The following is a 24,190-nucleotide window of genomic DNA, read 5'->3' on the forward strand; positions in this document are numbered from 1 at the left end:
TCATTTCTAACGGCGAATGAGTAACGTTATGGCTAAAGAAGAACAGCGATCAGAAAAGTTTTCGCGGGTCTCCGATCTCGAAACTTTGCTAGCAGAGTTGAATGGCAATCTTGCTGGTGCCAATGAGCAATATTTGGAGAATGTGTCAGAGGAATTCTCAAAGATATTCGTCGTGGGCCCACTCCGGTCGGGCACTACCTTGTTCACACAATGGCTAGCCAACACCGGCCTCGCTGCCTATCCAACCAACATGCTCTCCCGCTTTTTCGGAGCGCCACTGGTAGGCGCAAAAATCCAGCAACTGTTGACGGACCCGCGTTACAACTTCCGTAATGAAATTCTGGATTTCAACTCCGACATCAATTTCAGCTCCGACAACGGCAAAACCAAGGGCGCGCTTGCCCCGAACGAATTCTGGTATTTCTGGCGCCGTTTCTTGCCCTTCGATGAACTTGACAACCTGCCCGGCGAGGAATTGCGTGAGAAGGGTAACCTGGCTGGGTTCCGTGATGAGTTAAACGCGCTGGCGAACATCTTTGAGAAGCCGTTCGCCATGAAAGCCATGATCATGAATCAGAACATCCCCGAACTGGCCGAACAATTCGACAAAGCCCTGTTCATCTGGATTCGTCGCGATCCAATTTTTAACATTCAGTCAGCATTGGAAGCTCGCAAGCGCCAGTATGGTGATATCAATACCTGGTATTCCTTTAAAATCAAAGAATACCCCGAATTGAAGAATCTGGACCCTTTGGAATCCGTAGCGGGGCAGATTGCTGCGATTAACCGTTCGGTTGAGCAGGGTATTGCTAATCTGCCAGACATCCAAAAGCTTGTGGTGCAGTACGAAGACTTCTGCCAGCGCCCCGAACACTACTACAACGAAATTGCCCGACGCCTCACCGAGCAAGGCGGTGTTGATGCTGTGCCTGACTATTCCGGAGAGGCTGCGTTCTCAAATACTAACCGTTGGCGGTTGGAGGAGTATTCGCAGGGGGAGGCGGAGCGGGTTTGTGAAGCTATGAGCGATAGCGGTGTTAATGAGACAAGGTAGATGGGGGCGTTGGGGAAAATAAATATAAAAATAGACCTAAGTGATGCGAATAAAAAAGAGCTTGCCTGCATTTGAGACTGTTCAGTAGACGGATTTTTTAAAGCCCTTTCCGCCCACTCATCAGCGGCGCTGAACGAATATGTTTCAATGTTTTTAGGCCAAAAGATGTTCAGACGTGGCTCAGATCAAAACGAATATCGGTTGTTTCCCCTGATTACAACAGTCTTTGGAAAGTTGTCAGTGCAAAGTCTGTTCTATGCTTAGCGGCTTTATTCGAAGTTGCGAGACAGTAGATCCTGACAGGAAAACGATGGTGCTCTCTGTTTCCGGTATTTCTGCCCAAAAGTAGCGATAGGAATTTACGAAGGTTCTAGATGAAAAATAGAAAATTAGTTTTGCATATTGGTTATTCGAAATGCGGTTCCACCACTATTCAAGAAACACTGACTGGAAACTATGGCCAACTTTTGGAGAGGAATGTTCTTTTTCCGAAGGTGTTGTCAGATTCTCCGTCGTGGCTAAGATTTTTTTGGGAGCCAAATCTTCCTGTTACATACTCAGAGGAAAGGGTTAGGGCTAAGTTTATCCATTTTGTGGATAGGTTAAAAAAAGAAGTCAGCGATTCAGATGCTCAAACGATAATTTTATCTGATGAAGGCCTGATCAGCCTGCCATCGTCAGGGGTATCTGCTTTAAAGGAATTTCTAGCTAAGTTTTTCGATGGATATGAAGTCGAAGTGGTCTGTCTTGTTCGAGAACCAGTTTCATTCTTTACATCAAGGTGTCAGCAGTTTATTTCTGATAGGTGTTTTGATGATGATTCAATAAGGCAATTTATTGAGGGTGCCACAATTGAAAAAGGTGAAGTTCGAAGTGACTGCTACGCAATGAACCCTGAGTTTTTTTTCTCGAAAAATATTAGGAAGTATCAGGATTGCTTTGGTGATGTTAAAGTTTTGAGTTTTGAAGCTGCAATAAAAGATGATGTTGGGTTGGCTAGCTTTTTTTTAAAAAGTATAGGTTTGGATAATAACTTCAGTGATATAAAGTTAAATGAAAGTCGCTCTGATAAAGCAATAGCTATTATTTCTTATATTAACTCGGTGATGCCATTTGATGCTCGGTCAGGTCGCTGGATGCATAGGAGGTACGGTGATTTAGGTGTGTTTTGCAAGTTTAAAGGTGAAAAATACACCCTGCCTTCTGACTTGGAAGTGACCGTCAGAGAAAAAACCAAAAGCGAAGTTGAATGGCTGAATGACAATTTTGGTATAGATTATCGCCTCAAGGAAATTAAAAAATCGTCATCTAGATTTGATTGGGAAGAAGGCTTTTTCGACGAAGTTGTAGATATGTTTCCTGGGCTGCCGTTTCACCTGAAAGTATTCTTTAAGTCATTTTTATTAGTGAAGGCTAGTGATTCGGGCTATTCGGGTGATTCTGGTGTTCTTCTGACAATATCTTGGATCAAAAAAGAATACCCTTTGGTTTATGCTTGTAACGACAGGCTTGCACTTGATTTTTTGAGAGCAAAGAGTGGTTTAAGGGGTTTGTTAAATGATTTTAAAGGTTTTGTTCGTCCTTTTTATTATCGGTTGCACACAAGGCAAAGTTTTAGATCGTAATTAGAATGGAAGTATAAATGTCATGATTGCTTGCCAATATTTAGACAAGTTTTGTTTTTGAAAAACCTAGTTGGCTGAGAACTGCTTTAATTGTAATTTTTTAGGAAAGACAAAATCGATGCTGAGCCGGGTTAAATGAAGACAATGAACCGAAAAATCGGCGCCGGTGTATTGTGGAACCTTGCGAGTTTATTCTTAACTCGCGGTGCCAGCACCATTTTTATGCTGTTTCTGGCCCACATGCTGGCGCCGGAGGCCTTCGGCTTGGTTGCCATGGCGGCAGTGGTGTTCGAACTGGCCAATGCTTTCATTAACTCGGGGCTGGGCGCGGCATTGATCCGCAGTAAAGAAGTGTCTGAGGCCGACCTCAACACCGTGTTTTACACCAACCTCGGCCTCAGCCTCGCCGCGTATGCCGCCATTTTCGCCGGGGCGCCCTACATCGCAGCCTTTTATAGCCAGCCAGAGCTGACGGCACTGGTGCAGGTGATGGCCCTTGTAGTGTTCATCAACGCCGCAAAGATTGTTCAGTTAGCGGTGCTAAGCCGCAAGATGGACTTCAAAACCCAAATGAAGGCCAACACCCTGGCCACTGTCATTTCTGGTATTCTGGCGGTGACAGCGGCTTACCAGGGTTGGGGCGTGTGGAGCCTAGTGGTGCAGATGCTCAGCCAGGCCGCTGTTTCTGCAGCGATCCTCTGGATGGCCAGCAACTGGCGGCCGGCCTGGCAGTTTTCCACTGAATCGTTCACACGGCTGTTCGCGTTTGGGCGAAACTTGCTCGCTGAGGGGCTGCTTCAAGTTGCATTCCAAAACTCGTATGTTTTGGTGATTGGCCGTTTCTTTAGTGCAGAGCTTACAGGCCTGTACTTTTTTGCAAAGAAACTCAGCAAACTGATTTCAGAACAGCTAACCGGCGCTGTTCAGCAGGCAACGTTTCCGGCGCTATCCACCTTGCAAGACGACAACGCAATTCTGAAGTACAAGTATCGCCAGATCATGCAACTCATGATGTTTCTGATTGCGCCGATCATGATGCTTTTGGCAGCATTGGCGCCCCTGCTATTCAGCCTGGTTTTTGACGAAAAATGGCAAGGCGCAGTGCCATACCTGCAACTGCTATGCGTGGTAGGAATGATATACCCCCTCAACGCCCTGAACATGAACCTGCTCAACGTAAAAGGGCGATCAGATCTGGTTTTCAAAGTTGGTCTGCTTAAAAAAGGCGTCAGCCTCACCATGCTGTTACTGGCCATACCCTACGGTGTATTCGGAATTGTTGTATCCCAGGTGATCGCCACTTTCCTGGCGCTTATACCAAACACCTATTTCTCAGCCAGACTGGTGGGCTACTCCACCGTTGAGCAAGTGAAAGACGTAATCAAACCCATCGGTGCCGCAATGCTGGCCGGAGCATGTGCATGGTGGAGCGCGCACGCCATACCAGCGCACCCGATGATTGTGTTGATGCTCTCCGGGCTTGCTGGGGCGGGAATATACATACTCGCCAGCTTCATCATTCACGCCGAAGGAGCTTTGATGGTTTGGGGTAAAGTGTCCGGCCAGTTTCAGCGTGCATAGGTTTTTTGAAAAGTAGGATTTTATGTCAATTGAGCATTTGAAAGCGGGCGATTTGGTGCCTAAGCCGCCGGAGCCGAGGTCGGAAGCGGAGATTATGGCGGGGTGGAAGGGGGAGGTGGATAAACCTCTAGTATCGGTTGTTTGTCATACCTATAACCATGAACACTTTATAAGAGATGCTCTAAATGGTTTTTTGATGCAGGAAACTGATTTTCCGTTTGAGATCATTTTAAATGATGATGCCTCGCAGGATGGAACCTCAAAAATTGTTCAAGAGTACCGGAAGCGCTACCCGAGATTGGTCCAGGCAACTATCCACGAAGAAAACCAATTTTCTAAAGGAATAAGTCCAAGAAATTATTCGTTTCCAAAGGTCCGAGGAAAATATATAGCATTGTGTGAGGGGGATGATTACTGGATTTCGCCTAAAAAGATTCAAGAGCAAGTTGAAGGGTTTGGACCTGATATCTCGATAGTGTTCCATGATGCATTAACTTCATCAGATGAGTATCTTCTGGATAATGGTTATTACGCTAAGGGAGTAGAGCCGCTAAATGGGTATACGCCAAACCAAATGGCGAGAGGGTGTAAAATTCCCACGGCCTCAGCATTATTCATATCGCAGCCTTTTCAAATAGATGACCATGAAAGTGTTGTGAACGGTGACCACCTTATCTGGGCAACACTTGCTTCATTTGGCAGTGCAAAGTTTTTGCCTAAAAAATACTCTGTGTATCGTTATCATCCTGGAGGAATTTGGTCCTCTCGCTCTGTTCTGGATATGGTTGAGCCCGCGCTAAGATCAAAAAGAGTTATTTTTCAGTGTGTTGATCAGAAATTCAAAACTTCAGCAATGACCGGTTTTTGTAGTACTGCTATTGCACTTGCTGGTCGATTGGTGAGCGAGCGACAGCATGCCCAAGCATTGTTATTGATTAGGCGCCTTTACCTTGAAGTCCTTAAAATGAGTCCGAAATTAAGGATATATAATCTAAATAGTTTGATAGATATTGCTTTGGTTTTGAGGCAGCTAGGGCTGCGCGCTCCAATTGTATGTATAAAGGCGATAGGGTATGGGCTTTTCTGTGGAAATCCTAAAAAGAAAAAAGTTATGTGAGGATGTTTTTTATTTTAGTCGAATGCTAAGTGGGAATAGGTTCCTCATTGGTAGCATCTGAATATTTATTGATGACATTCTTAGCTTAGAGCCTGTGTTGTGAAAAGCGGCTCATGGAGTTCGTGATTTTTGCGCTTAACCAAGTTGAATATTATTTATGCATATACTCATACTTCCTTCATGGTACCCTAGAGCCTCAAACGACGTCGGAGGTGTCTTCTTCCGAGACCAGGCCATGGCTCTTCTGAACTATGGTCATAAAGTAGGAGTGCTATCTCCTCAAATGAACTCTTTGCGGAAGTTGTTTCGCCGCCCCCATGAAGTAGATTTTCCATACTTCGAATTTGATTCTAGTATAGCAACCTATCGAAAAGGAGTGCTCGCAGCGCTACCGCGTGTACCCTATGGCAATTATTGGCTTTTCGCCCGAGCGGCTAGAAAAATGATGCGAGATTACGTGCGGGAAAATGGCACGCCGGATATCATTCATGCACATTCAGCCTTGTTGGGTGGAGCAGCTGCAGCAAAAATCGGTCGTGACTGGAATATTCCTGTTGTCTTAACTGAGCACAGTAGCGGATTTGCTAGAAATATTTATATGAGGTGGCAGTTGCGTTTGGCTTCTAAAGCGGCAGAATCGTCCCATACGTGTATATCCGTGAGTCCCGCTTTAGGCGAACTGCTTACTAAAAAACTGTCTGCACCGAAAGTTTCTTGGAATTGGGTTCCTAACGTGGTTGCGGATAGGTTTGGAAAGCCTGCGCCTGAAGAGCGAGCCAATCGCCCCATCCGGTATTTGAATCTTGCATTGATGACAGAGAATAAAGGTCAGAAAGATTTACTGAACGCATTTAGACATGTGCTTGAAAGTGGAGTAAGCGCGGAGTTATGGCTAGCGGGTGATGGCCCCATTCGTTCGGAACTAGAACAGCTTGCACATGATTTGTGTGTGTCTGATCACGTTCGCTTCACTGGCCTCATACCGCCCGGGGAAGTGCCGGCTTTAATGGGTGAGGTGGATGTGATGGTTGTCTCCAGCCACTACGAAACATTTGGCGTAGTTGCTGCAGAAGCTCTAATGGCTGGGCTACCTCTCATTGCTACTCGATGTGGCGGTCCCGAGTGTATTGTTTCAGAAGGCGATGGATTACTGGTTCCCCCGAAGTCACCTTTAGCCCTAGCCGATGCAATGATTCAAATTGACGGCGACATCAACAGTTACGAGCCCGACAAAATTGCGAGACGTGCAAGAGAGCGGTTTTCTGGGCCTGCAGTCGCTAAGCAGCTAACTGAGATTTACGAGGGGATTCATCGGGCGAGGGGATAAGGGGTCGACGTTATTTTCGAATCAAACCGTATTTTCGCTAGCCTAGCTTGCCATCCATTTCAATAGATTAAAATTTAAGAAAAGAGGGTTACATGAAGAAGTTTGCTCTCATCGGTGCCGCCGGCTACATCGCCCCGCGTCACATGAAGGCCATTAAAGACACGGGCAACAATCTTGTCGCAGCACTAGATAAAAACGACTCCGTTGGAATAATCGACAGCTATTTTCCAAACGCAGACTTCTTTACCGAATTCGAGCGCTTCGACCGTCACATCGACAAACTCCGCCGGGCCAACGGTGGGCAGGCCGTAGATTACATGTCCATCTGTTCTCCTAATTACCTGCACGACAGCCATATGCGCTTTGCACTGCGTGCCGGGGCCGATGCCATCTGCGAAAAGCCGTTGGTGCTTAACCCGTGGAACATAGATGGCCTGATTGATATCGAGAAAGATACCGGTCGGAAGGTGAACACCATTCTTCAGCTGCGCGTACACCCTTCGATTATTGCATTGCGTGACAAAGTTCAGGCTGAAAGCCGGGAAACTAAGCACGAAGTAGACCTGGCTTACATCACTTCTCGGGGGCACTGGTATCTGCAGTCCTGGAAGGGTGACAACAAGAAGTCTGGAGGTATCGCTACCAACATTGGTGTGCATTTTTATGACATGCTGCACTTCATTTTCGGTGAGTTGCAGGGAAACGTAGTGCATCACAGCGATGAAACTATGGCCGCCGGGTACCTGGAATACGAGAAAGCCCGCGTGCGCTGGTTCCTGTCGGTGGATTACAAATACGTGCCAGAGAGTGCTAAAGCCCAGGGGCAGCGGACCTATCGGTCGATTACTGTGGATGGCGAAGAAATTGAGTTCTCGGGCGGTTTTACCGACCTGCACACTCGCAGCTATGAAGAAATTTTGGCTGGCCGGGGCTTTGGGCTGGAAGAAAACCGCGTAGCTATAGAAACAGTGTCGCATATTCGCAATGCCACGCCCGTAGGCTTGACCGGTGACTACCACCCATTCCTGAGTAACTAAGGGAGTTTGTATGTCAGTCAGTATTCACCCCAGTGCCATTGTAGATGATGGGGCGCAGATCGGTGACGGCTCCCGCGTGTGGCACTTCGTACACGTATGCGGTGGTGCTAGGATCGGTGAGAATGTCTCCCTAGGCCAAAACGTATTCGTGGGAAACAAGGTGACCGTTGGCGATAACTGCAAAATTCAGAACAACGTGTCGGTTTATGACAACGTGCATCTTGAAAAGGGTGTCTTCTGTGGCCCGAGCATGGTGTTTACCAATGTGTACAACCCTCGCTCGTTAATCGAGCGTAAAGACGAATATAGGGACACACTGGTGAAACGCGGCGCCACATTGGGCGCTAACTGCACCATTGTTTGCGGTGTGACTATTGGTGAATTCGCTTTCGTGGGTGCCGGGGCAGTGGTTAATAAAGATGTGCCACCGTACGCGCTGATGGTGGGAGTGCCTGCTCGACAGATTGGCTGGATGAGTGAGTTTGGCGAACAACTGGATTTACCCGTGTCAGGGAACGCTGAAACTGCTTGCGTCCATACGGGTAGTGTATACAGGCTTAAAAGCAATACTGTTACTAAGCATTAATTTTGCAAAGGTTTTAGTCCATGCAATTCGTAGATCTAGCTGCACAACAAGCAAGAATCAAAGACAAGATTGACGCGAATATCCAGAAAGTTCTGTCTCATGGCAAGTACATTCTTGGCCCGGAAGTCGCGGAATTGGAAGAAAAGCTTGCAGCTTTTTGTGGGGCTAAGCATTGTATATCCGTTGCCAATGGTACTGATGCTTTGCAAGTTGCCCAAATGGCGCTGGGTGTCGGGCCAGGTGATGAAGTGATTGTACCTGGCTTTAGCTATATCGCAACGGCTGAAACCCCAGCTGTACTAGGCGCCAAGCCCATTTACGTAGACATAGACCCTAAAACCTACAATATGGATCCTGCGCTTCTCGAAGAGGCTATAACGCCACGAACTAAAGCGATAATTCCTGTGTCTTTGTATGGCCAGTGTGCGGATTTTGATGCCATTAACGCCATTGCCAGTAAGCACGGCATCCCGGTGATTGAAGACGGCGCTCAAAGTTTTGGTGGCAGTTATAAAGGCACTAAATCGTGCAACCTAACGACAATCGGGTGTACCAGTTTTTTCCCGAGTAAGCCATTGGGGTGCTATGGAGATGGCGGTGCTATCTTCACAAACGACGATGAGTTGGCTTTGGTGCTTCGGCAGATCGCTCGGCACGGCCAAGACCGCAGGTACCATCACCTGCGCGTAGGGGTGAATAGCCGGCTGGACACATTGCAAGCAGCGATACTACTCCCCAAGTTGGAAATTCTTGCTGAAGAAATCGAACTTCGGAATCAAGTCGCTAAGCGGTATACGATGTTGTTGAATGATGCGGGCGTACAGACAACCCCTCTGATAGAAAACGGCAATGTTGCAGCTTGGGCTCAGTATACGATTCGCGTGGAACATCGCGATGACGTTCAGGCCAAACTGAGCGAAGCTGGTGTACCTACAGCTGTTCATTATCCGATTCCTCTGAATAAGCAGCCTGCTGTGGCTGATGCTAGGGCTAGATTGCCATTTGGAGATGCGGTGGCTGAGGTGGTTTTGAGTTTGCCTATGCACCCTTATCTGCTTAGTTCTGAGCAGGAAGAAGTTGTTTGTGCTCTTGGGTTGATGTAGTGCCACGAGGCGGTTCCGTTTGATCCTATATACAGCGTTTATTAATGTTCGTTGCGCTTTCTTTTCCCTTTTGAATTAATGCAAATAGATCCTCGTCGTGAATTTTTCGCCCTTTTTACTATATAACGAGTTTTAAGAATTTAAGTAAGGTGTTTATGAAAAAACCAGTTTTGATAGTTTCGATACTCTACAAGTCTCGTGGCGGTGTGGGGGGGATGGCACAGAGGTTTAGTTATCTTGGTGGTTATTTAACTAGCAGATTGGATGGATTTGAAGTTCTTACAACGAAAAGCTTAGTAGATTCGCTTGAGCTAAAGGTTAATGATAAAGTTAAAGTGATAGAGGATGGAGGGGATCTTTTTTCATTAAAAAATTTTTTTGTCTTGTCTTTAGTTCTGTCACGTATTTTATTTCGTAAATACTCTCAGGTTCATATTGCTGGAGCTGGTCGTCTAATAAAGATAATAATGCCGTTATGTAAGTTCTCAAATACAAAAGTTTCTTGCACATTTGCCTCTAGAACCTTAGAAATGGCGAGTTATGGTGATCGGAATGCCAAAAAACAATGGGTTGAAGTTCTTGAGGCGGTTGACGCTATTGATGTGCTTAATCCGAGTCACGATTTGAAGGGGTGGGCTGAAAAAATATCTGTTTCCCCTTGTAGTTTTCCATCAAAAAGGAATTTGATTGATGCATGCTTTTCTGATATGAGGGAAGAAACAGTTGTATTTTGTGGCGCCTTAGAGAAAACCAAGAATCCAATCTTAGCGCTTGATATTGTGGACCGCTATCTCGAATTATATGGTGGCGGCCTTTCTATCGTGATCTTCGGTAGCGGAAGTCTCAAGGAACAGGTCGAAAACTATGCACAGAAATTGAACGAAAAATATGTGAGAAACGTTGTTGTATTTGGTGAACAATCGCAGCTAGTCAGCACGCTTTCTAAGGCTTCTGTATTTTTTTCGCTTCAAGAATACGATAATTATCCGTCTCAATCGATGATGGAGGCCATGTTGTTAGGATGTAAGGTTATCGCCACCGATGAGGGTGATACACGTTTAATGCTGCCTAAAGATGAGGCTATGAATGCGGTTGTTGCATCAAGGGAGTCTGAGGACTTCATGTTTAGCCTTCACGCTGCATTGTCAGATAGCACTGCATCAAAAATTAATTCCAAATTTATAGATGAGTCCCACAGCGTAGAACGATTTTCTGATTATTTTTGTGGCTTTGTTGGCTTGAAAGAGTCTTGATTTGTCGTTTTTCTTGGGATAATCGTATGTGTGGCATTGCAGGTGTTCTAAGTGGTCGTGCTATTTCTTCTGAGTCTGCCTTAGTTAATGACATGATAGATGCGCTCAGTCACCGTGGCCCGGATGAGGCCGGTTATTGGAGCGATAAAAACAATGGAGTGCTTCTTGTACATCGCCGCCTTTCTATTTTAGACATTACGGCGGCTGGCCAGCAGCCCATGCACAGTCAATGTGGGCGCTACGTTATTGCTTACAACGGGGAGATATACAACCATTTGGCCTTAAGGGAAGCGCTACAAAAGAAGGGGGCCGCTCCGAAATGGAAAAGCCACTCCGACACGGAAACGCTTTTGGAGTGCCTAGCTTCCTGGGGCGTAAGAAAAACTCTTGAATCTCTTGTTGGCATGTTTGCATTTGCTTTGTGGGATAGGCAGACGAACACGTTAACGCTAGCTAGAGATCGGATGGGGGAAAAACCGCTGTACTGGGGGAGGCAGAGCGGTACTTTGCTATTTGGCTCAGAACTAAAGGCGCTTAAAGTCCACCCAGATTTTGTAGACGAGGTTGATCGCAATGCTCTGTCTGTGTACCTGCGCCACAATTATATTCCTGCGCCACACAGTATTTATAAAGGTATACAGAAACTGCCCCCGGGTTGCTTTGTGCAAATATCAGCTTCCGATAATGGCCTCTTGCCGGAGCCAGTTCCATACTGGAGCGTTAACAAATCCGTCGCTTCCGGCTTGGCTACCCCTTTTGCTGGCAGTGCAGAGGAGGCGGTAATTGAATTAGAGCGCGCTATTACCCAAAGCGTGCAGGGGCAAATGCTGTCTGATGTACCGCTTGGAGCATTTCTCAGTGGTGGTGTCGATAGCAGTCTCATTGCCGCATTGATGCAGTCCCAGTCTTCCAAACCGATTAAAACCTTTGCGGTTGGTTTTGATGACCACCGTTACAATGAAGCGGAGCATGCCTCAGCAGTCGCTCGGCATTTGGGTACAGAGCATACCGAGTTTTATGTGTCTGCGAAGGATGCTTTAGATGTAATCCCCAAGCTGCCTGACATTTACTGTGAACCTTTTGCAGATAGCTCTCAAATACCGACTTATCTGGTCACTAAGCTTGCTAGGGAGCATGTAACTGTTGCTCTTAGTGGTGATGGCGGCGATGAGTTGTTTGGCGGGTATACACCTTATCAATTTGTTCCGAGATACTGGGCCGCATTGACCAAAGTTCCGTTGTCACTTCGATATGGGGTAGCCGGTATGATGGAGCGCCTCCCCTTGCCGGACAAGTATCTGAAGCTTGCGGGAGTGATGTCGGCTAAAGACCGTGAAGGATTTTACAGGGCAGTTATTTCCCATTGGCTGAGCCCCGACTCCGTGGTTCTTGGTGGTACGGAGTATCCGACAGTTCTTAATAGTTCTCGGCATTGGCCCAAGACAGATGGCTACGAGCACTGGATGATGGCAATGGAGAGCCAGATGTATATGCCAGAAGATATTCTGGTCAAGGTTGATCGCGCTGCTATGGCGAATAGCCTCGAAACCCGTGTGCCGCTTCTGGATCACAGAGTGGTCGAGTTGGCTTGGCGCTTGCCTTTGAGCATGAAAGTACGTGAGGGGCAAGGAAAGTGGGTACTACGGCAGGTGCTTTATCGACATGTCCCCCAATCGCTGATCGAGAGACCTAAAAAGGGGTTTTCCGTACCCATGGCTCACTGGTTAAGAGGGCCTCTGCGCGACTGGGCGGAAAGTCTGTTGGATGAGCGCCGCTTACGGAATGAGGGGTATTTCCAGCCGAAGATTGTACGAAAAGCGTTTGAGGAGCATCAGTCCGGAAGGCGGGATCACTCTAATCGTTTATGGAGCATTTTGATGTTCCAGGCTTGGCTGGAACATCAAAATGGGTAAAAAAGTTCTTCACGTTATAACAGGGCTTGGGGATGGCGGTGCGGAAGGCGTTTTAAGTCGCATTTGCCTCAATAGCCATGGTGCGGAGCATGTCGTTATTTCTTTGACGGATGAAGGTAAGTACGCGTCGATTCTTCGCGAGGGGGGGGTAAAAGTCGAAGCACTGGGAATGATCTCTGTGAGAGCTAGTATTGGTCATTTCTGGCAGCTTATAAAAATGATTCGCGCGGAGAAACCCGATGTGGTGCAAACGTGGATGTACCACGCGGATCTTATCGGGGGCCTTGCAGCAAGATTTGCAGGAATTCGAAATGTAATATGGGGAATTCGACAAACAACGCTTGGTCGAGCAATAGCAAAAAAAAGTACAATTGCTATTGCTAGAGTGTGCTCGGTCTTATCTTATATTGTGCCCAAAAAGATTGTCTGTTGTGCAGAAAAAGCGCAAAAGGCCCATGTAGGCTTGGGATACTGTAAGAATAAGATGATGGTGATCCCGAATGGTTACGACCTCTGTAAGCTGAAGCCGAGTACTGAGGCTAGAACCCGAATCCGCGCTCAAATTGGTGTTGATTCGGAAGAGTTTCTTTTGGGAATGGTTGGACGATACCATCCTCAGAAAGATCATAAAAATTTGTTGGAATCCTTAGTGCTTTTGAATAAGTGGGGGTATTCCATAAGGTGTGCTTTAGTCGGCACAGGCTTAACGGCTGAGAACCAAGAGCTTAGGCGCATGATCTCTAAAATGGGGCTTGATAATACGGTGCTTCTGTCAGGTCCTCGGCGAGATATCCCAGATTTCATGAATGCATTGGATGCACATGTTTTGTCCAGTTTCAGTGAGGGGTTCCCAAATGTCGTGGCCGAGGCGATGGCGTGCGGAATCCCATGCGTATCGACAGATGTTGGTGATGCATCAGTTATTATCGGTGATACCGGTTTTTTGTGCCCCCCCGAAAATGCAGAGGCTTTAGCTCGGGCCATAGCGTCCTCACTTGAAGAGCGTTTGCATTACCCGGAAACCTATTTTGATCGTGGTGAGCGCAGCAGAGCTAGAGTTATGGCGAGATATTCACTCAATCATACCGTGCAGCTTTACGAATTGGCTTGGAACTTGGGTGATTAATTACTCGTGAGCGATATTAGCTGGGTTTTAGGTGAAGGCTTTGCAGGCATGCGTTTTTACGACATGCCAAATTTTTTGTTATGTACATTGTTTGTCCTATCTTTTGGTAGGCTGCTAAAAGTCGAGCCTATTGTTCAGGTGGTACTGCTGTTACATTGTGCTCTCCCATTTTTTCTTAATGGCGTCCTTTTTTCATTTAGCTATATGCCGGATGCGTTTAAATATTGGAGGGTATTTAATGCTATTCGAACAGGTGATTTGTCTATAGTTGACGCTTGGAGTGGTGGGAATGTAGAGCAAGCGTCGGTGTTGTTCTCATTTATTCCATTTCCGTTTGCTATCACGCCATTGAGCTTAGGCTTTTTTAATACATTTCTATGGTCAGCGCTATTTTTTTGGCTGTTTGCTAAGCGTGTCTTTACACCAATCTCTCTCTGGTTTTATTTGCTTTATCCCAGTTTGGCACTCTATACGGGGATGGGGTTGCGAGACACGTTAATTTTTATATGTATGGTAGTGGCGGTTCAGTGGACAAGAGAAGGGCGGTGGTGGTTTGCACTCTTACCTTTGTACTTTTTACACGCTATCAAGTTTCAGAATTTTTTCATCGTGGGGCCAGTTCTTTTGGTTTACGTGTTGTTCGGTATCCGTAAAAGTGGTATTGCAGGCAGTCGGGCGATAGCCGTTGTGGTTGGAGCTTTGATTACGTTGGTAGCAGTATCGCCTATTGCGCTTCCCGAGGTGAATAAATTCCGGGGATCCATGTATGTGGAAGATGGCGGGAATGTTGAGGATGTTGAGTTCATAGGTAGTCCCGCAGAATTTGTCGCCGAAGGCATGGTGAGCGGGCTTTATTTTTTGGCTAAGCCTTTCCCCTGGGAAGCGAGCAATTCTCTTCAATTGATACAGGCCGGCGAGAACCTGTTGGTGCTGTGGTTGCTTTTTCTCATTGCAAAGGTTGCCTGGAAGCAGGTGCCTAGAAAACTGATGTTCTGGTTGTTGTTTATCGCTCTGGCGCTTTCGGTTTATGGGTTGGTGGTGTTCAACTACGGTACTGCAGCCCGCTACCGCTATCCTTTCGTGGTGTTGTTTGTGTTGTTTGTGTGTGCGGATTGTCGTGTGCAAAGAATAATGCCTTTCACTGTAAGACGGCGCAGCCACAGACAGCCCTTGTCGTGACCTAGACTCCCGATGCGGACATTGGCAGCGCGGCGAGTAAGCTGGGGTATAAGATTTGTGAGGCTATTGCTAAGGCTATGCATTGGAATATAGAGCATTGAGCAAAATTACAGGAGCACCTTTGAAGTCGGTCGTTTTTCTTAGCTCGAACACCTCTTGGTATTTATACAACTTTCGCCGTAGTACCATTCGCTCTTTGCGAGAGCAGCGCAAGCGGGTAATTTGCCTATCTCCGCCGGACGACTTCAGCCAGCGACTGGTAGAAGAACTGGGGGCGGAACATATTTCACTGCCACTGGATGGCAAAAGCACGGGCGCGGTTCAGGAGCTTCGCAGCTTGCGATATATCTGGAAGGTGACGCGGGAGCATCGGCCGGACTTTGTGTTCAACTTTACGGTTAAGATGAACATCTATTGCGGCTTGGTATGTGCACTTCAGAAAATCCCGTTTGCCAACAACATCTCGGGCTTGGGCACAGCGTTCATTCACGATACTTGGCTATTTCGTCGTGTTCGGCAGGTTTATGGACTTGTGAACCAGCGGGCGCGGCATTTGTTCTTTCAGAATGAAGAAGACCTTTCTGTTTTTCGCGATCAAGCGATGTTGGGGGCCACCCCTTATACCTTGTTGCCGGGTTCTGGAGTCGACTTGCAGCGGTTTCAGGCGTCGCCCTTGTCCCAGTCTGGGCCGATTACCTTCATTATGATAGCCCGCTTACTTGGCGACAAAGGCGTTCGAGAGTATGCAGAGGCCTGCGGGCAGCTGAAGGCACAAGGCCTTGAAGTGCGTTGCCTGCTGGTCGGGCCGCTGGGTGTGAGCAACCGTACTGCCATTACTAGGGAAGAAGTTGATCGCTGGGTTACTCAGGGTTGGCTGGAATATCTCGGCGAAACGGATGATGTGCGGCCATTGATTGAGCAAGCTCATGTGCTGGTGCTGCCTTCCTATCGTGAAGGTATGCCTCGCACTGTACTGGAGGCGGCTGCCATGGGACGGCCTGCTATCGTGACGGATGTGCCAGGCTGCAGGCATGCCATAGAGCCGGATGTGACTGGGTGGTTGTGCAAGGTGCGCAGTGCTGAGTCTTTGGCTCAACAAATGAAGCGGGTATTTGAATTAAATCCATTCGAGCGGCAGCGGGCAGGTGATGCTGCGCGCCGGCGGATGAAGGAACATTTTAGTGAAGATCGGGTGGTTCAGGCTTATCTGGATTGCCTCCCCAATTGAGGATGTTATGTCGGCTTACCAAGAATTGAAAAGCGCTCTTGCGGATAACCCCAAAACCTGGTTGATCACTGGCGTCGCCGGTTTCATTGGCTCCAATCTTCTGGAGCATTTGCTGAAGCTTAATCAAACCGTTGTCGGTCTAGATAACTTCGCCACTGGCTATCAGCATAATTTGGATGAAGTTGAGTCTCTGGTCACTGGTGAGCAATGGGCACGGTTCCGGCTTATGGAAGGGGATATTACAAATCTTACGGATTGCCAGAGTGCCTGTGCCGGCGTGGATTATGTGTTGCACCAGGCCGCCTTGGGCTCGGTGCCGCGCTCTATTAATGATCCGATTGCCAGCAATGCCGCAAATGTCTCCGGTTTTCTGAATATGCTAGTGGCGGCGCGGAATGCCACAGTTCAGAGCTTTACCTATGCGGCATCCAGTTCTACCTATGGCGATCACCGAGCTTTGCCGAAGGTGGAAGATGTAACCGGTAACCCGTTGTCGCCTTATGCGGTCACTAAATATGTAAACGAGCTATATGCGGACGTATTTGACCGTACCTATGGTTTCAAAGCCACCGGATTGCGTTACTTCAATGTGTTTGGTCAGCGCCAAGACCCGAACGGCGCCTACGCGGCGGTGATTCCAAAATGGGCTTCTGCAATGATTGCGGGCGAGCCGGTTTTTATTAATGGCGATGGCGAAACCAGTCGGGATTTCTGTTTTATCGAAAATGCTGTGCAGGCGAACCTATTGGCGGCTACCGCGCCTGAGCAGGCAAGAGGCGAGGTTTATAATGTGGCCGTTGGCGACCGTACCACGCTTAATATTCTGTTTGATTCACTGAAGGCGTCGTTGACGGGCATTGGTTGCCCTTATACTGAACTGCCGGTGTACCGGGAGTTCCGGGAGGGAGATGTTCGGCACTCGCAAGCCAGTATGGAGAAGGCCCAAGATCAGTTGGGTTATGAGCCTGAGTACCGGATTCAGGAAGGGATCGCGAAAGCCATGCCTTGGTACCGGGCCACTGTTAAATAAAGTAGGTTTTATGAACGTTTTTGACGTATTCAACGGCGATGCTGACGGCATCTGCGCCCTGATTCAACTCCGCCTAGCGGAGCCCTGCAAGTCCACACTTATTACCGGCGTAAAGCGGGATATCACATTGGCTAAACAGGTGCCGCGAGATTCCCCCGCCCGAGTGAACATTCTCGACATCAGCTTGGATAAAAACCGTCCCGCGGTTGATAGTCTGCTAGCCGCTGACTGCTCCGTGTTCTATGTGGATCACCACTTCCCGGGCGACACTTTGCCGGATGCGCCTGGTTTCAAGGCCCTTATCGACACTCAGCCGACTACCTGTACCAGTTTGCTGGTAGACGAGCACTTGGGCGGCCAGTTCCATCACTGGGCGATCACAGCAGCCTTTGGTGATAATTTGAATGAGGTAGCTGAGGAGTTGGCTCAGGAGGCGGGTTTGTCGTCTGAACAGGCAGCTCTGCTGAAAAACCTTGGAGTGTGTATTAACTACAACGGGTACGGTTCTACGGTTGAGGATTTACATTTCCACCCCGCTGATTTGTTCCGGGAGTTTTTGAAGTTTGCTGACCCGCTGGACTTGATTTTCTCGGAACCTGCTGCCTGGCAACAGTTGCGCGATGGTTATGAGGCCGATATGGCGGAAGGCCTTGCTGCGCCGGTTCTGTCAGAAACCGACACGTCGTTGGTGGTGAAGTTGCCGAATGCAGCTTGGGCGCGCCGGGTGAGTGGCGTGTTAGGTAATGAGCTGGCGAATCGCAACCCGGATAAGGCATGCGCGATCGTTACGGAGACTGGAAGCGATCATTACTTGGTGAGCATTCGGGCGCCTTTGAATAACCGCACTGGCGCTGACGAAGTGGCTCGGAAATTTCCTACCGGTGGTGGGCGTAAGGCGGCTGCAGGGATTAATGAGTTGCCCGTTGCTCAGTTGGATGAGTTTGTTGGTTTGATGGCTGGGTTTTGGCGGTAGGTTCAAACTTTGGGTGAGGTCAGACCCGTAGGGTCTGACACGTTTCTAGCCTGCCGGGAAAGTATTTCGAACATAATCTGGATTTAAGAAATGACATTAACCCCCCCTAAGAAAACCCACCTCAATCAGCTTGAGGCGGAGTCGATTCATATTATTCGCGAAGTGGCGGCCGAGTTTGATAACCCGGTAATGCTGTATTCCATCGGTAAAGATTCCGCCGTCATGTTGCACCTCGCCATGAAGGCGTTTGCCCCCGGTAAGCCGCCGTTCCCGTTGATGCACGTAGACACCACCTGGAAGTTCAAGGAGATGATTACCTTCCGGGACAAGATGGCCGAAAAACTGGGTATGAAGCTGATTGTGCACACCAATCAGGAAGGCGTGGAGCAGGGTATTGGGCCTTTCACCCACGGCAGTGCGACCCACACGGACGTGATGAAGACCCAGGCGTTGAAGCAGGCGTTGGATAAGTATGGTTTCGATGCTGCGTTTGGTGGTGCTCGCCGGGATGAAGAGAAATCCCGAGCCAAAGAACGGGTGTATTCATTTCGTGACAAGTTCCACCGCTGGGATCCGAAGAGTCAGCGCCCGGAATTGTGGAACCTGTACAACGGTAAGGTGAGTAAAGGCGAAAGCATTCGCGTGTTCCCTCTGTCGAACTGGACCGAGCTGGATATCTGGCAGTATATCTACCTAGAAAACATCGATATTGTTCCGCTGTACCTGGCCGCTGAACGCCCAGTGGTTGAGCGTGACGGTACCCTGATTATGGTCGATGACGACCGCATGCCTCTGGAGCCGGGTGAAAAGCCGATGATGAAAAAGGTGCGTTTCCGTACCTTGGGCTGTTATCCGCTCACCGGTGCGGTGGAATCCGAAGCGGCTACCTTGCCTGAGATAATTCAGGAAATGTTGCTGACAACCACCTCTGAACGTCAGGGCCGGGTGATTGACCACGATGCTTCGGCGTCAATGGAACAGAAAAAACGCGAAGGGTACTTCTAAGGAATTATTATGTCTCATGCATCGGCTTTAATTGAAGAAGATATCCTTGCTTACCTGGACCAACACGAAAATAAAGATCTACTGCGGTTTTTGACGTGCGGCAGTGTGGATGATGGTAAATCCACTCTGATCGGTCGTTTGTTGTTCGATTCCAAGTTAATTTTTGAAGATCACTTGGCGGCATTGCACAAAGATAACGAGCGTCAGGGTAACGCGGGCGAAGCGCTGGATTTGGCGTTGCTGGTGGATGGCTTGGCTTCTGAGCGGGAGCAGGGCATCACCATTGATGTCGCGTACCGGTATTTTTCTACCGACAAGCGTAAGTTCATCATTGCGGACTGCCCGGGCCACGAGCAGTACACCCGTAATATGGCCACGGGCGCATCCACCTGTGATCTAGCCATCGTGATGGTTGATGCTCGTAAGGGTGTATTGACCCAATCTCGCCGTCACAGTTTTATCGTTTCACTCCTCGGCTTGAAGCACGTGGTGGTGGCCATCAATAAGATGGACTTGGTGGAGTTCAGCGAAGAGCGTTTTAACGAAATTCGTGCGGAATATGAAAAGTTGGCCGCGCAGCTTGGTTTGAAAGATGTGTATTACGTACCCATCTCAGCGCTGAACGGCGATAACGTGGTAAACCGCAGTGAAAGCACGCCTTGGTACCACGGCGAAACATTGATGAATATTCTGGAGCAGGTTGAACTGCGGTCTGATCAGAATGTCATCGACTTCCGGTTCCCGGTGCAGTTTGTGAACCGGCCAAATCTGGATTTCCGTGGCTACTGTGGCACGGTCGCCAGTGGTGTAATGCAGAAGGGTGATGAATTGGCTGTGTTGCCTTCCGGCAAGAGTTCTCGAGTGAAGGGTATTCACACCTACGAAGGTGAGCTCGAGCGGGCGTGGCCGGGTGATGCGGTGACCATTACTTTGGAAGATGACATCGATATCTCTCGTGGCGATTTGTTGGTGCACGCGAACCAGCAACCTGACATGGGGCAGCGCTTTTCCGCCAATGTGGTTTGGATGAGTGAAAAAGCTTTGGTGCCGGGCCGCGAGTACGGCATCAAAATTGGCACTAAAGTGACCGGCTGCTTCGTCAACAAGGTTTTGGAAGAAATTGACGTCAATAGCCTGGAGCGGAGTGCGCAAACGGTCAATGGTCTTGAGCTGAACGGCATCGGTGTCTGTGACATTGAACTCGCAGAGCCCGTTGTCGTGGAAGGCTATCAGGACCACCCGGGAACAGGGGCCTTCATTCTGATTGACCGCCTTACGAACGTGACGGTGGCAGCAGGCATGGTTGAACGTGCGTTGGATAGTGCCGGTGGGCTTACTGAGCGTGAGTACACCGAAGCCGAGCGAAACCTGAACATGTATGTTCGTGAGAATTTCCCAGAGTGGGGGTGCAAGGAAGTATGAGCAACATCGTTTGGCACGATCATAAAATTACTCGCGCGGAGCGCTCAGCCAATAAGAACCAGAAGCCTTGTTTGCTTTGGTTCACTGGCTTGAGTGGTTCTGGTAAATCTACTATCGCGAATGCGTTAGACGTCGCTCTACACCAACGGGGTTACCATACTTTTTTGCTGGACGGTGATAACGTACGCCACGGTCTGTGCAGCGACTTGGGTTTTTCTGACGACGACCGTGAGGAAAATATTCGCCGAGTTGGCGAAGTGTGCAAGTTGTTCGCCGATGCCGGGTTGATCGTGATGAGTGCGTTTATCTCGCCATTTACCAGCGATCGCCGGATGGTTCGCAAGCTGTTTCCGGCTGGTGAATTTATTGAGGTCTTCATGGATGCACCCCTGGAAACTTGCGAATCCCGTGATCCAAAGGGTCTTTACAAAAAAGCGCGCTCCGGCGAGATTAAGCATTTCACAGGCATCGATTCTCCCTACGAAGTACCGTCTCACCCCGAGCTTCGCTTGGATACTTCCCAGAACACCGTAGAGGAATGCGTGGATTCGCTCATCGCGTACTTACTCGACCGTGGCATGATTACCCCTAACTCATAACGCTGCGGCGTCAGACCTCGATCTGGAGTGCTTCAACGCATGGAATGGCAGGCCGTTTTTACCCTGATCACGCTAATTGCCGTGCTGGGCACTTTGGCTTTAACGCGGCTGTCGGCTGATTTGGTGCTGATGGCTGCGTTGGCGTTATTGTTAGTGTGCGGTGTGCTGGGGCCTGTTGCGGCGCTTTCGGGTTTTGCGAGCCCGGGTGTGATCACCATCGCCACATTGTACGTGGTGGCGGCGGGCTTGAAGGAAACGGGAGCAGTTCAGTGGATTGCCCGATTGTTGTTGGGGCACCCGAAAACCCAGCGTGGTGCGCAGCTGAGAATGATCGCGCCGACCGGTGTGTTGAGTGGTTTCATGAACAACACAGCGGTTGTGGCTATGTTTATTCCTGCCATTCAGGATTGGGCCCAGCGCCTAGGCATACCGGGTTCAAAGCTGCTGTTACCGCTAAGCTATGCCGCGATTTTAGGTGGTACTTGTACCTTGATTGGTACGAGCACGAATCTCGTGGTCGACGGCATGCTCCAAACCCGGCTTGGCATTAATCTCGGGCTTTTCGAACTTGCCTGGGTGGGCGTGCCTTTGTTGGTGGTTGGCGGTGCTTTCCTGGTATTTATTGGTCACCGGTTGCTGCCGGACCGAGGCGGTTTGAGCGAGGAACTGGATCAGGTTCGGGAGTACGGCGTTGAAGTTCAAGTAGAGGAGCGCGGGCCACTGGCGGGTAAAACCATTGCTGAAGCGGGTTTGCGAGCACTGACGTACGGTTACCTGACGGAAATTGACCGCGAGGGACGTTTGATCACGGCGGTAGAGCCAGACCGAACTCTGCAGGCCGGTGATAAGCTGTATTTCGTGGGTGCGCCTGAATGTGCCAGTGAGTTGCGCCGCATTCAGGGGCTCAAGCCTGCTAACGGAAGCGTCCACAAGCTCGAAGTGGAAAACCACCAGCGGTGCTTGGTGGAGGTGGTTCTGGGGCCGGAGTTCCCGGCATTAAATAAGACCATTCGCGACAGCCGTTTCCGCACGCGTTTTAATGCCGTGATTTTTTCTGTTTCGCGGGAAGGGAAGCGAGTGCCCGGTAAGCTGGGTGATATCACTTTCCGCATGGGCGATACCCTGTTGCTGGAAGCGAGTCATCAATTTGTTGAGCAGTACCGGTTTCGGCGGGATTTTTTGCTGGTTAGCGCGCTCAACGACTCCACGCCGCCTGATTTTCGCAAGGCGCCGAGGGCTTTGAGCATTTTGGCTGTGATGGTTGTTCTGAGTGCTTCCGGATTGCTTTCTATTTTGGAGTCGGCCTTTTTAGCGTCTGGCGCAATGATTGCTACCGGTTGCTTAACGGCAAGCCGGGCTCGCCGAAGTGTGGATTTGCCGGTATTGGTAGTGATTGCGTCGTCTTTCGCTTTGGGTAATGCCATGACAGAAACCGGTGCGGCTCAATGGGTGGCTGGGGGTTTGCTCGGTTTTGGCCCTCTTACCCCTTGGGTAGCCTTGGCTATGGTGTATGTTTTGACCGCGCTGTTTACGGAAGTGATCACCAACAACGCGGCGGCTGTGTTGATGTTTCCCATCGCACTGGCAGTTTCTGAGCAGTTGGGTGTTAGCTTTTTGCCATTTGCTGTTGCGGTGATGTTTGCGGCGTCGGCTTCGTTTATTACTCCGTTGGGCTATCAGACGAATTTGATGGTGTACGGACCAGGGCGCTACCAGTTTTTGGATTATGTGCGTATTGGTGCGCCTTTATCGGTGTTGGTGGCGGGTGTGGCGATTGGATTGATACCTTTGGTTTGGGCATTTTAATGATAGGGCTGCGTACTTTAGTCGATAGTCATCATATTGTGATTTAACAAGTGTTATTCTGTTCCGCCATCACCGGTATATCGAATGTAAATGTCGTTTAAAGTGATGCTTTGATTAGGCGATGTAGATGTCATTCAGGAGAGTTGTCCATGGAAGCGGCTAGTCCGGTTGGTCTGATGGCCGTCTTTTTTTCTTACGTATCCCTATTTCTGCTTCGCCCTGTTGCGCATCATTTGCGACTAATGGACACGCCAGACCATCGAAAGTTGCACAAAGGGTCGGTGCCCTTGGTGGGTGGGTTAAGCGCATTCTTGGGTGTTTTTATAGCGTGGGTGATATGGATGCCCATGCTGAATGCCCATGGGCTTTTTTTGTTATGTGCTGCGCTGCTGGTGATTGTGGGTGCGGTGGATGACGCCCGCGATTTACCGGCGAAGTTGCGATTGGTTATTCAGGTGGTTCTGGGGGCTGTGCTGACGTTTGGTTCCGGCACGTCGTTAACCACGTTTGGCAACTTGCTGGGCCTTGGCCCCGTTGAGTTAGGAATTTTGGGGCCGCTGGTAACCATTGCGGCGGTTATCGGCGCCACGAATGCGTTTAATATGGTGGATGGCATAGATGGGCTGGCCGGTAGCTTGTCTATGGTTGCGCTAGGATCTCTGGCATTTTTGTTTGGCTCAACCTCTGGTTTCACTCCCGAGTTGGCGCTAGCTATGGGTATCGGATGCGCCTTGGTGCCCTATTTGATGGCAAACCTGAGGATTCCGCCTTTCCGGCTTCGCATCTTTATGGGTGATGCCGGGTCGATGTTTATTGGGTTTGCGGTGGTGTGGATGCTGGTCAACGCAACCCAGCCAGGTCATACAGCTATGCGCCCGGTGACTGCGTTGTGGATTATTGCGGTTCCGTTGATGGATATGGTTGCGATTATGTTTCGGCGTGCCCGCAAGGGGGAGTCTGTGATGAAGCCAGATAGAGATCACCTGCATCATATTTTCATGCGTGCGGGCTTTACGGATCGTGAAGCATTGGTGGCCATCACGTTGGTTGCGTTGACTCTAGCCGCCGCCGGGCTATTGGGTGAGGTCTACCAGGTGCCTGAGTGGTTTATGTTTGTGGCATTTCTTGGGTTATTTGGGTTATATGACTGGTCGTTGAGGCATGTTTGGAGGCTTTTGGTCGTGTTTAGAGGGCGCGGGACAATTTGAAAAGGCGTATGTGCGGGG

20 protein-coding genes are annotated in these 24,190 nt (G+C 49.1%); all 20 read left to right on the forward strand.

Features of this window, described 5'->3' with window-relative positions; all coding sequences use genetic code 11:
* Positions 1-28 precede the first annotated feature (28 nt).
* The 20 genes from VOI14_RS10370 (at position 29) to wecA (ending at position 24,172) form a co-directional block, all read left to right on the forward strand.
* The gene (locus tag VOI14_RS10370; protein WP_323751979.1) at positions 29-1,054 is read left to right on the forward strand and encodes a sulfotransferase; all 1,026 of its coding nucleotides are present in this window, start codon (positions 29-31) and stop codon (positions 1,052-1,054) included.
* 374 nt (positions 1,055-1,428) lie between these two features.
* Positions 1,429-2,679: a hypothetical protein gene (locus VOI14_RS10375; protein ID WP_323751980.1), complete on the forward strand. Its 1,251-nt coding sequence runs from the start codon at positions 1,429-1,431 to the stop codon at positions 2,677-2,679.
* A gap of 135 nt (positions 2,680-2,814) precedes the next feature.
* Entirely contained in the window at positions 2,815-4,260 is a 1,446-nt protein-coding gene (locus tag VOI14_RS10380) for a lipopolysaccharide biosynthesis protein (RefSeq protein ID WP_323751981.1), read from the forward strand.
* Positions 4,261-4,282: 22 nt separating this feature from the next.
* Complete coding sequence (locus VOI14_RS10385; protein ID WP_323751982.1) at positions 4,283-5,377, forward strand: glycosyltransferase family 2 protein; 1,095 nt, start codon at positions 4,283-4,285, stop codon at positions 5,375-5,377.
* A gap of 157 nt (positions 5,378-5,534) precedes the next feature.
* Positions 5,535-6,704 (forward strand): glycosyltransferase, encoded by a 1,170-nt coding sequence (locus VOI14_RS10390; RefSeq protein WP_323751983.1) that lies wholly within the window; start codon positions 5,535-5,537, stop codon positions 6,702-6,704.
* 92 nt (positions 6,705-6,796) lie between these two features.
* Complete coding sequence (locus VOI14_RS10395; protein WP_323751984.1) at positions 6,797-7,741, forward strand: Gfo/Idh/MocA family oxidoreductase; 945 nt, start codon at positions 6,797-6,799, stop codon at positions 7,739-7,741.
* Between the two features lie 10 nt (positions 7,742-7,751).
* Positions 7,752-8,327, forward strand: coding sequence for an acyltransferase (locus tag VOI14_RS10400; RefSeq protein ID WP_323751985.1), 576 nt, complete (start codon positions 7,752-7,754; stop codon positions 8,325-8,327).
* Positions 8,328-8,347: 20 nt separating this feature from the next.
* Positions 8,348-9,430, forward strand: a complete 1,083-nt coding sequence (locus VOI14_RS10405) for a DegT/DnrJ/EryC1/StrS aminotransferase family protein (RefSeq protein ID WP_323751986.1) — start codon at positions 8,348-8,350, stop codon at positions 9,428-9,430.
* A gap of 155 nt (positions 9,431-9,585) precedes the next feature.
* A complete protein-coding gene (locus VOI14_RS10410) occupies positions 9,586-10,683 on the forward strand; it encodes a glycosyltransferase (protein ID WP_323751987.1) in 1,098 nt (365 codons plus the stop codon).
* A gap of 26 nt (positions 10,684-10,709) precedes the next feature.
* Positions 10,710-12,596, forward strand: coding sequence for an asparagine synthase (glutamine-hydrolyzing) (gene asnB / locus VOI14_RS10415; RefSeq protein WP_323751988.1), 1,887 nt, complete (start codon positions 10,710-10,712; stop codon positions 12,594-12,596).
* Positions 12,589-13,722 (forward strand): glycosyltransferase family 4 protein, encoded by a 1,134-nt coding sequence (locus VOI14_RS10420; protein WP_323751989.1) that lies wholly within the window; start codon positions 12,589-12,591, stop codon positions 13,720-13,722. Before asnB ends, VOI14_RS10420 begins: the two co-directional genes overlap by 8 nt.
* A 6-nt stretch (positions 13,723-13,728) precedes the next feature.
* Positions 13,729-14,901 carry a hypothetical protein gene (locus tag VOI14_RS10425; protein WP_323751990.1) on the forward strand — a complete coding sequence of 391 codons (1,173 nt, stop codon included), beginning with the start codon at positions 13,729-13,731 and terminating at the stop codon, positions 14,899-14,901.
* Between the two features lie 121 nt (positions 14,902-15,022).
* Positions 15,023-16,129, forward strand: a complete 1,107-nt coding sequence (locus VOI14_RS10430) for a glycosyltransferase family 4 protein (protein ID WP_323751991.1) — start codon at positions 15,023-15,025, stop codon at positions 16,127-16,129.
* Between the two features lie 7 nt (positions 16,130-16,136).
* The gene (locus VOI14_RS10435; RefSeq protein ID WP_323751992.1) at positions 16,137-17,159 is read left to right on the forward strand and encodes an NAD-dependent epimerase/dehydratase family protein; all 1,023 of its coding nucleotides are present in this window, start codon (positions 16,137-16,139) and stop codon (positions 17,157-17,159) included.
* Positions 17,160-17,169: 10 nt separating this feature from the next.
* Complete coding sequence (locus VOI14_RS10440; RefSeq protein WP_323751993.1) at positions 17,170-18,132, forward strand: DHH family phosphoesterase; 963 nt, start codon at positions 17,170-17,172, stop codon at positions 18,130-18,132.
* 90 nt (positions 18,133-18,222) lie between these two features.
* Positions 18,223-19,137, forward strand: coding sequence for a sulfate adenylyltransferase subunit CysD (gene cysD, locus VOI14_RS10445; protein ID WP_323751994.1), 915 nt, complete (start codon positions 18,223-18,225; stop codon positions 19,135-19,137).
* 9 nt (positions 19,138-19,146) lie between these two features.
* On the forward strand, positions 19,147-20,559 hold the full coding sequence (gene cysN, locus VOI14_RS10450; protein WP_323751995.1) for a sulfate adenylyltransferase subunit CysN: 1,413 nt from the start codon (positions 19,147-19,149) through the stop codon (positions 20,557-20,559).
* The gene (gene cysC / locus VOI14_RS10455; RefSeq protein WP_323751996.1) at positions 20,556-21,158 is read left to right on the forward strand and encodes an adenylyl-sulfate kinase; all 603 of its coding nucleotides are present in this window, start codon (positions 20,556-20,558) and stop codon (positions 21,156-21,158) included. Before cysN ends, cysC begins: the two co-directional genes overlap by 4 nt.
* A 39-nt stretch (positions 21,159-21,197) precedes the next feature.
* On the forward strand, positions 21,198-22,964 hold the full coding sequence (locus VOI14_RS10460; protein WP_323751997.1) for an SLC13 family permease: 1,767 nt from the start codon (positions 21,198-21,200) through the stop codon (positions 22,962-22,964).
* Between the two features lie 149 nt (positions 22,965-23,113).
* Positions 23,114-24,172 carry a UDP-N-acetylglucosamine--undecaprenyl-phosphate N-acetylglucosaminephosphotransferase gene (gene wecA, locus VOI14_RS10465; protein WP_323751998.1) on the forward strand — a complete coding sequence of 353 codons (1,059 nt, stop codon included), beginning with the start codon at positions 23,114-23,116 and terminating at the stop codon, positions 24,170-24,172.
* The last annotated feature ends 18 nt before the right edge of the window (positions 24,173-24,190 follow it).

It is taken from the genome of Marinobacter sp. (assembly GCF_034669625.1).
Lineage (GTDB): Bacteria > Pseudomonadota > Gammaproteobacteria > Pseudomonadales > Oleiphilaceae > Marinobacter.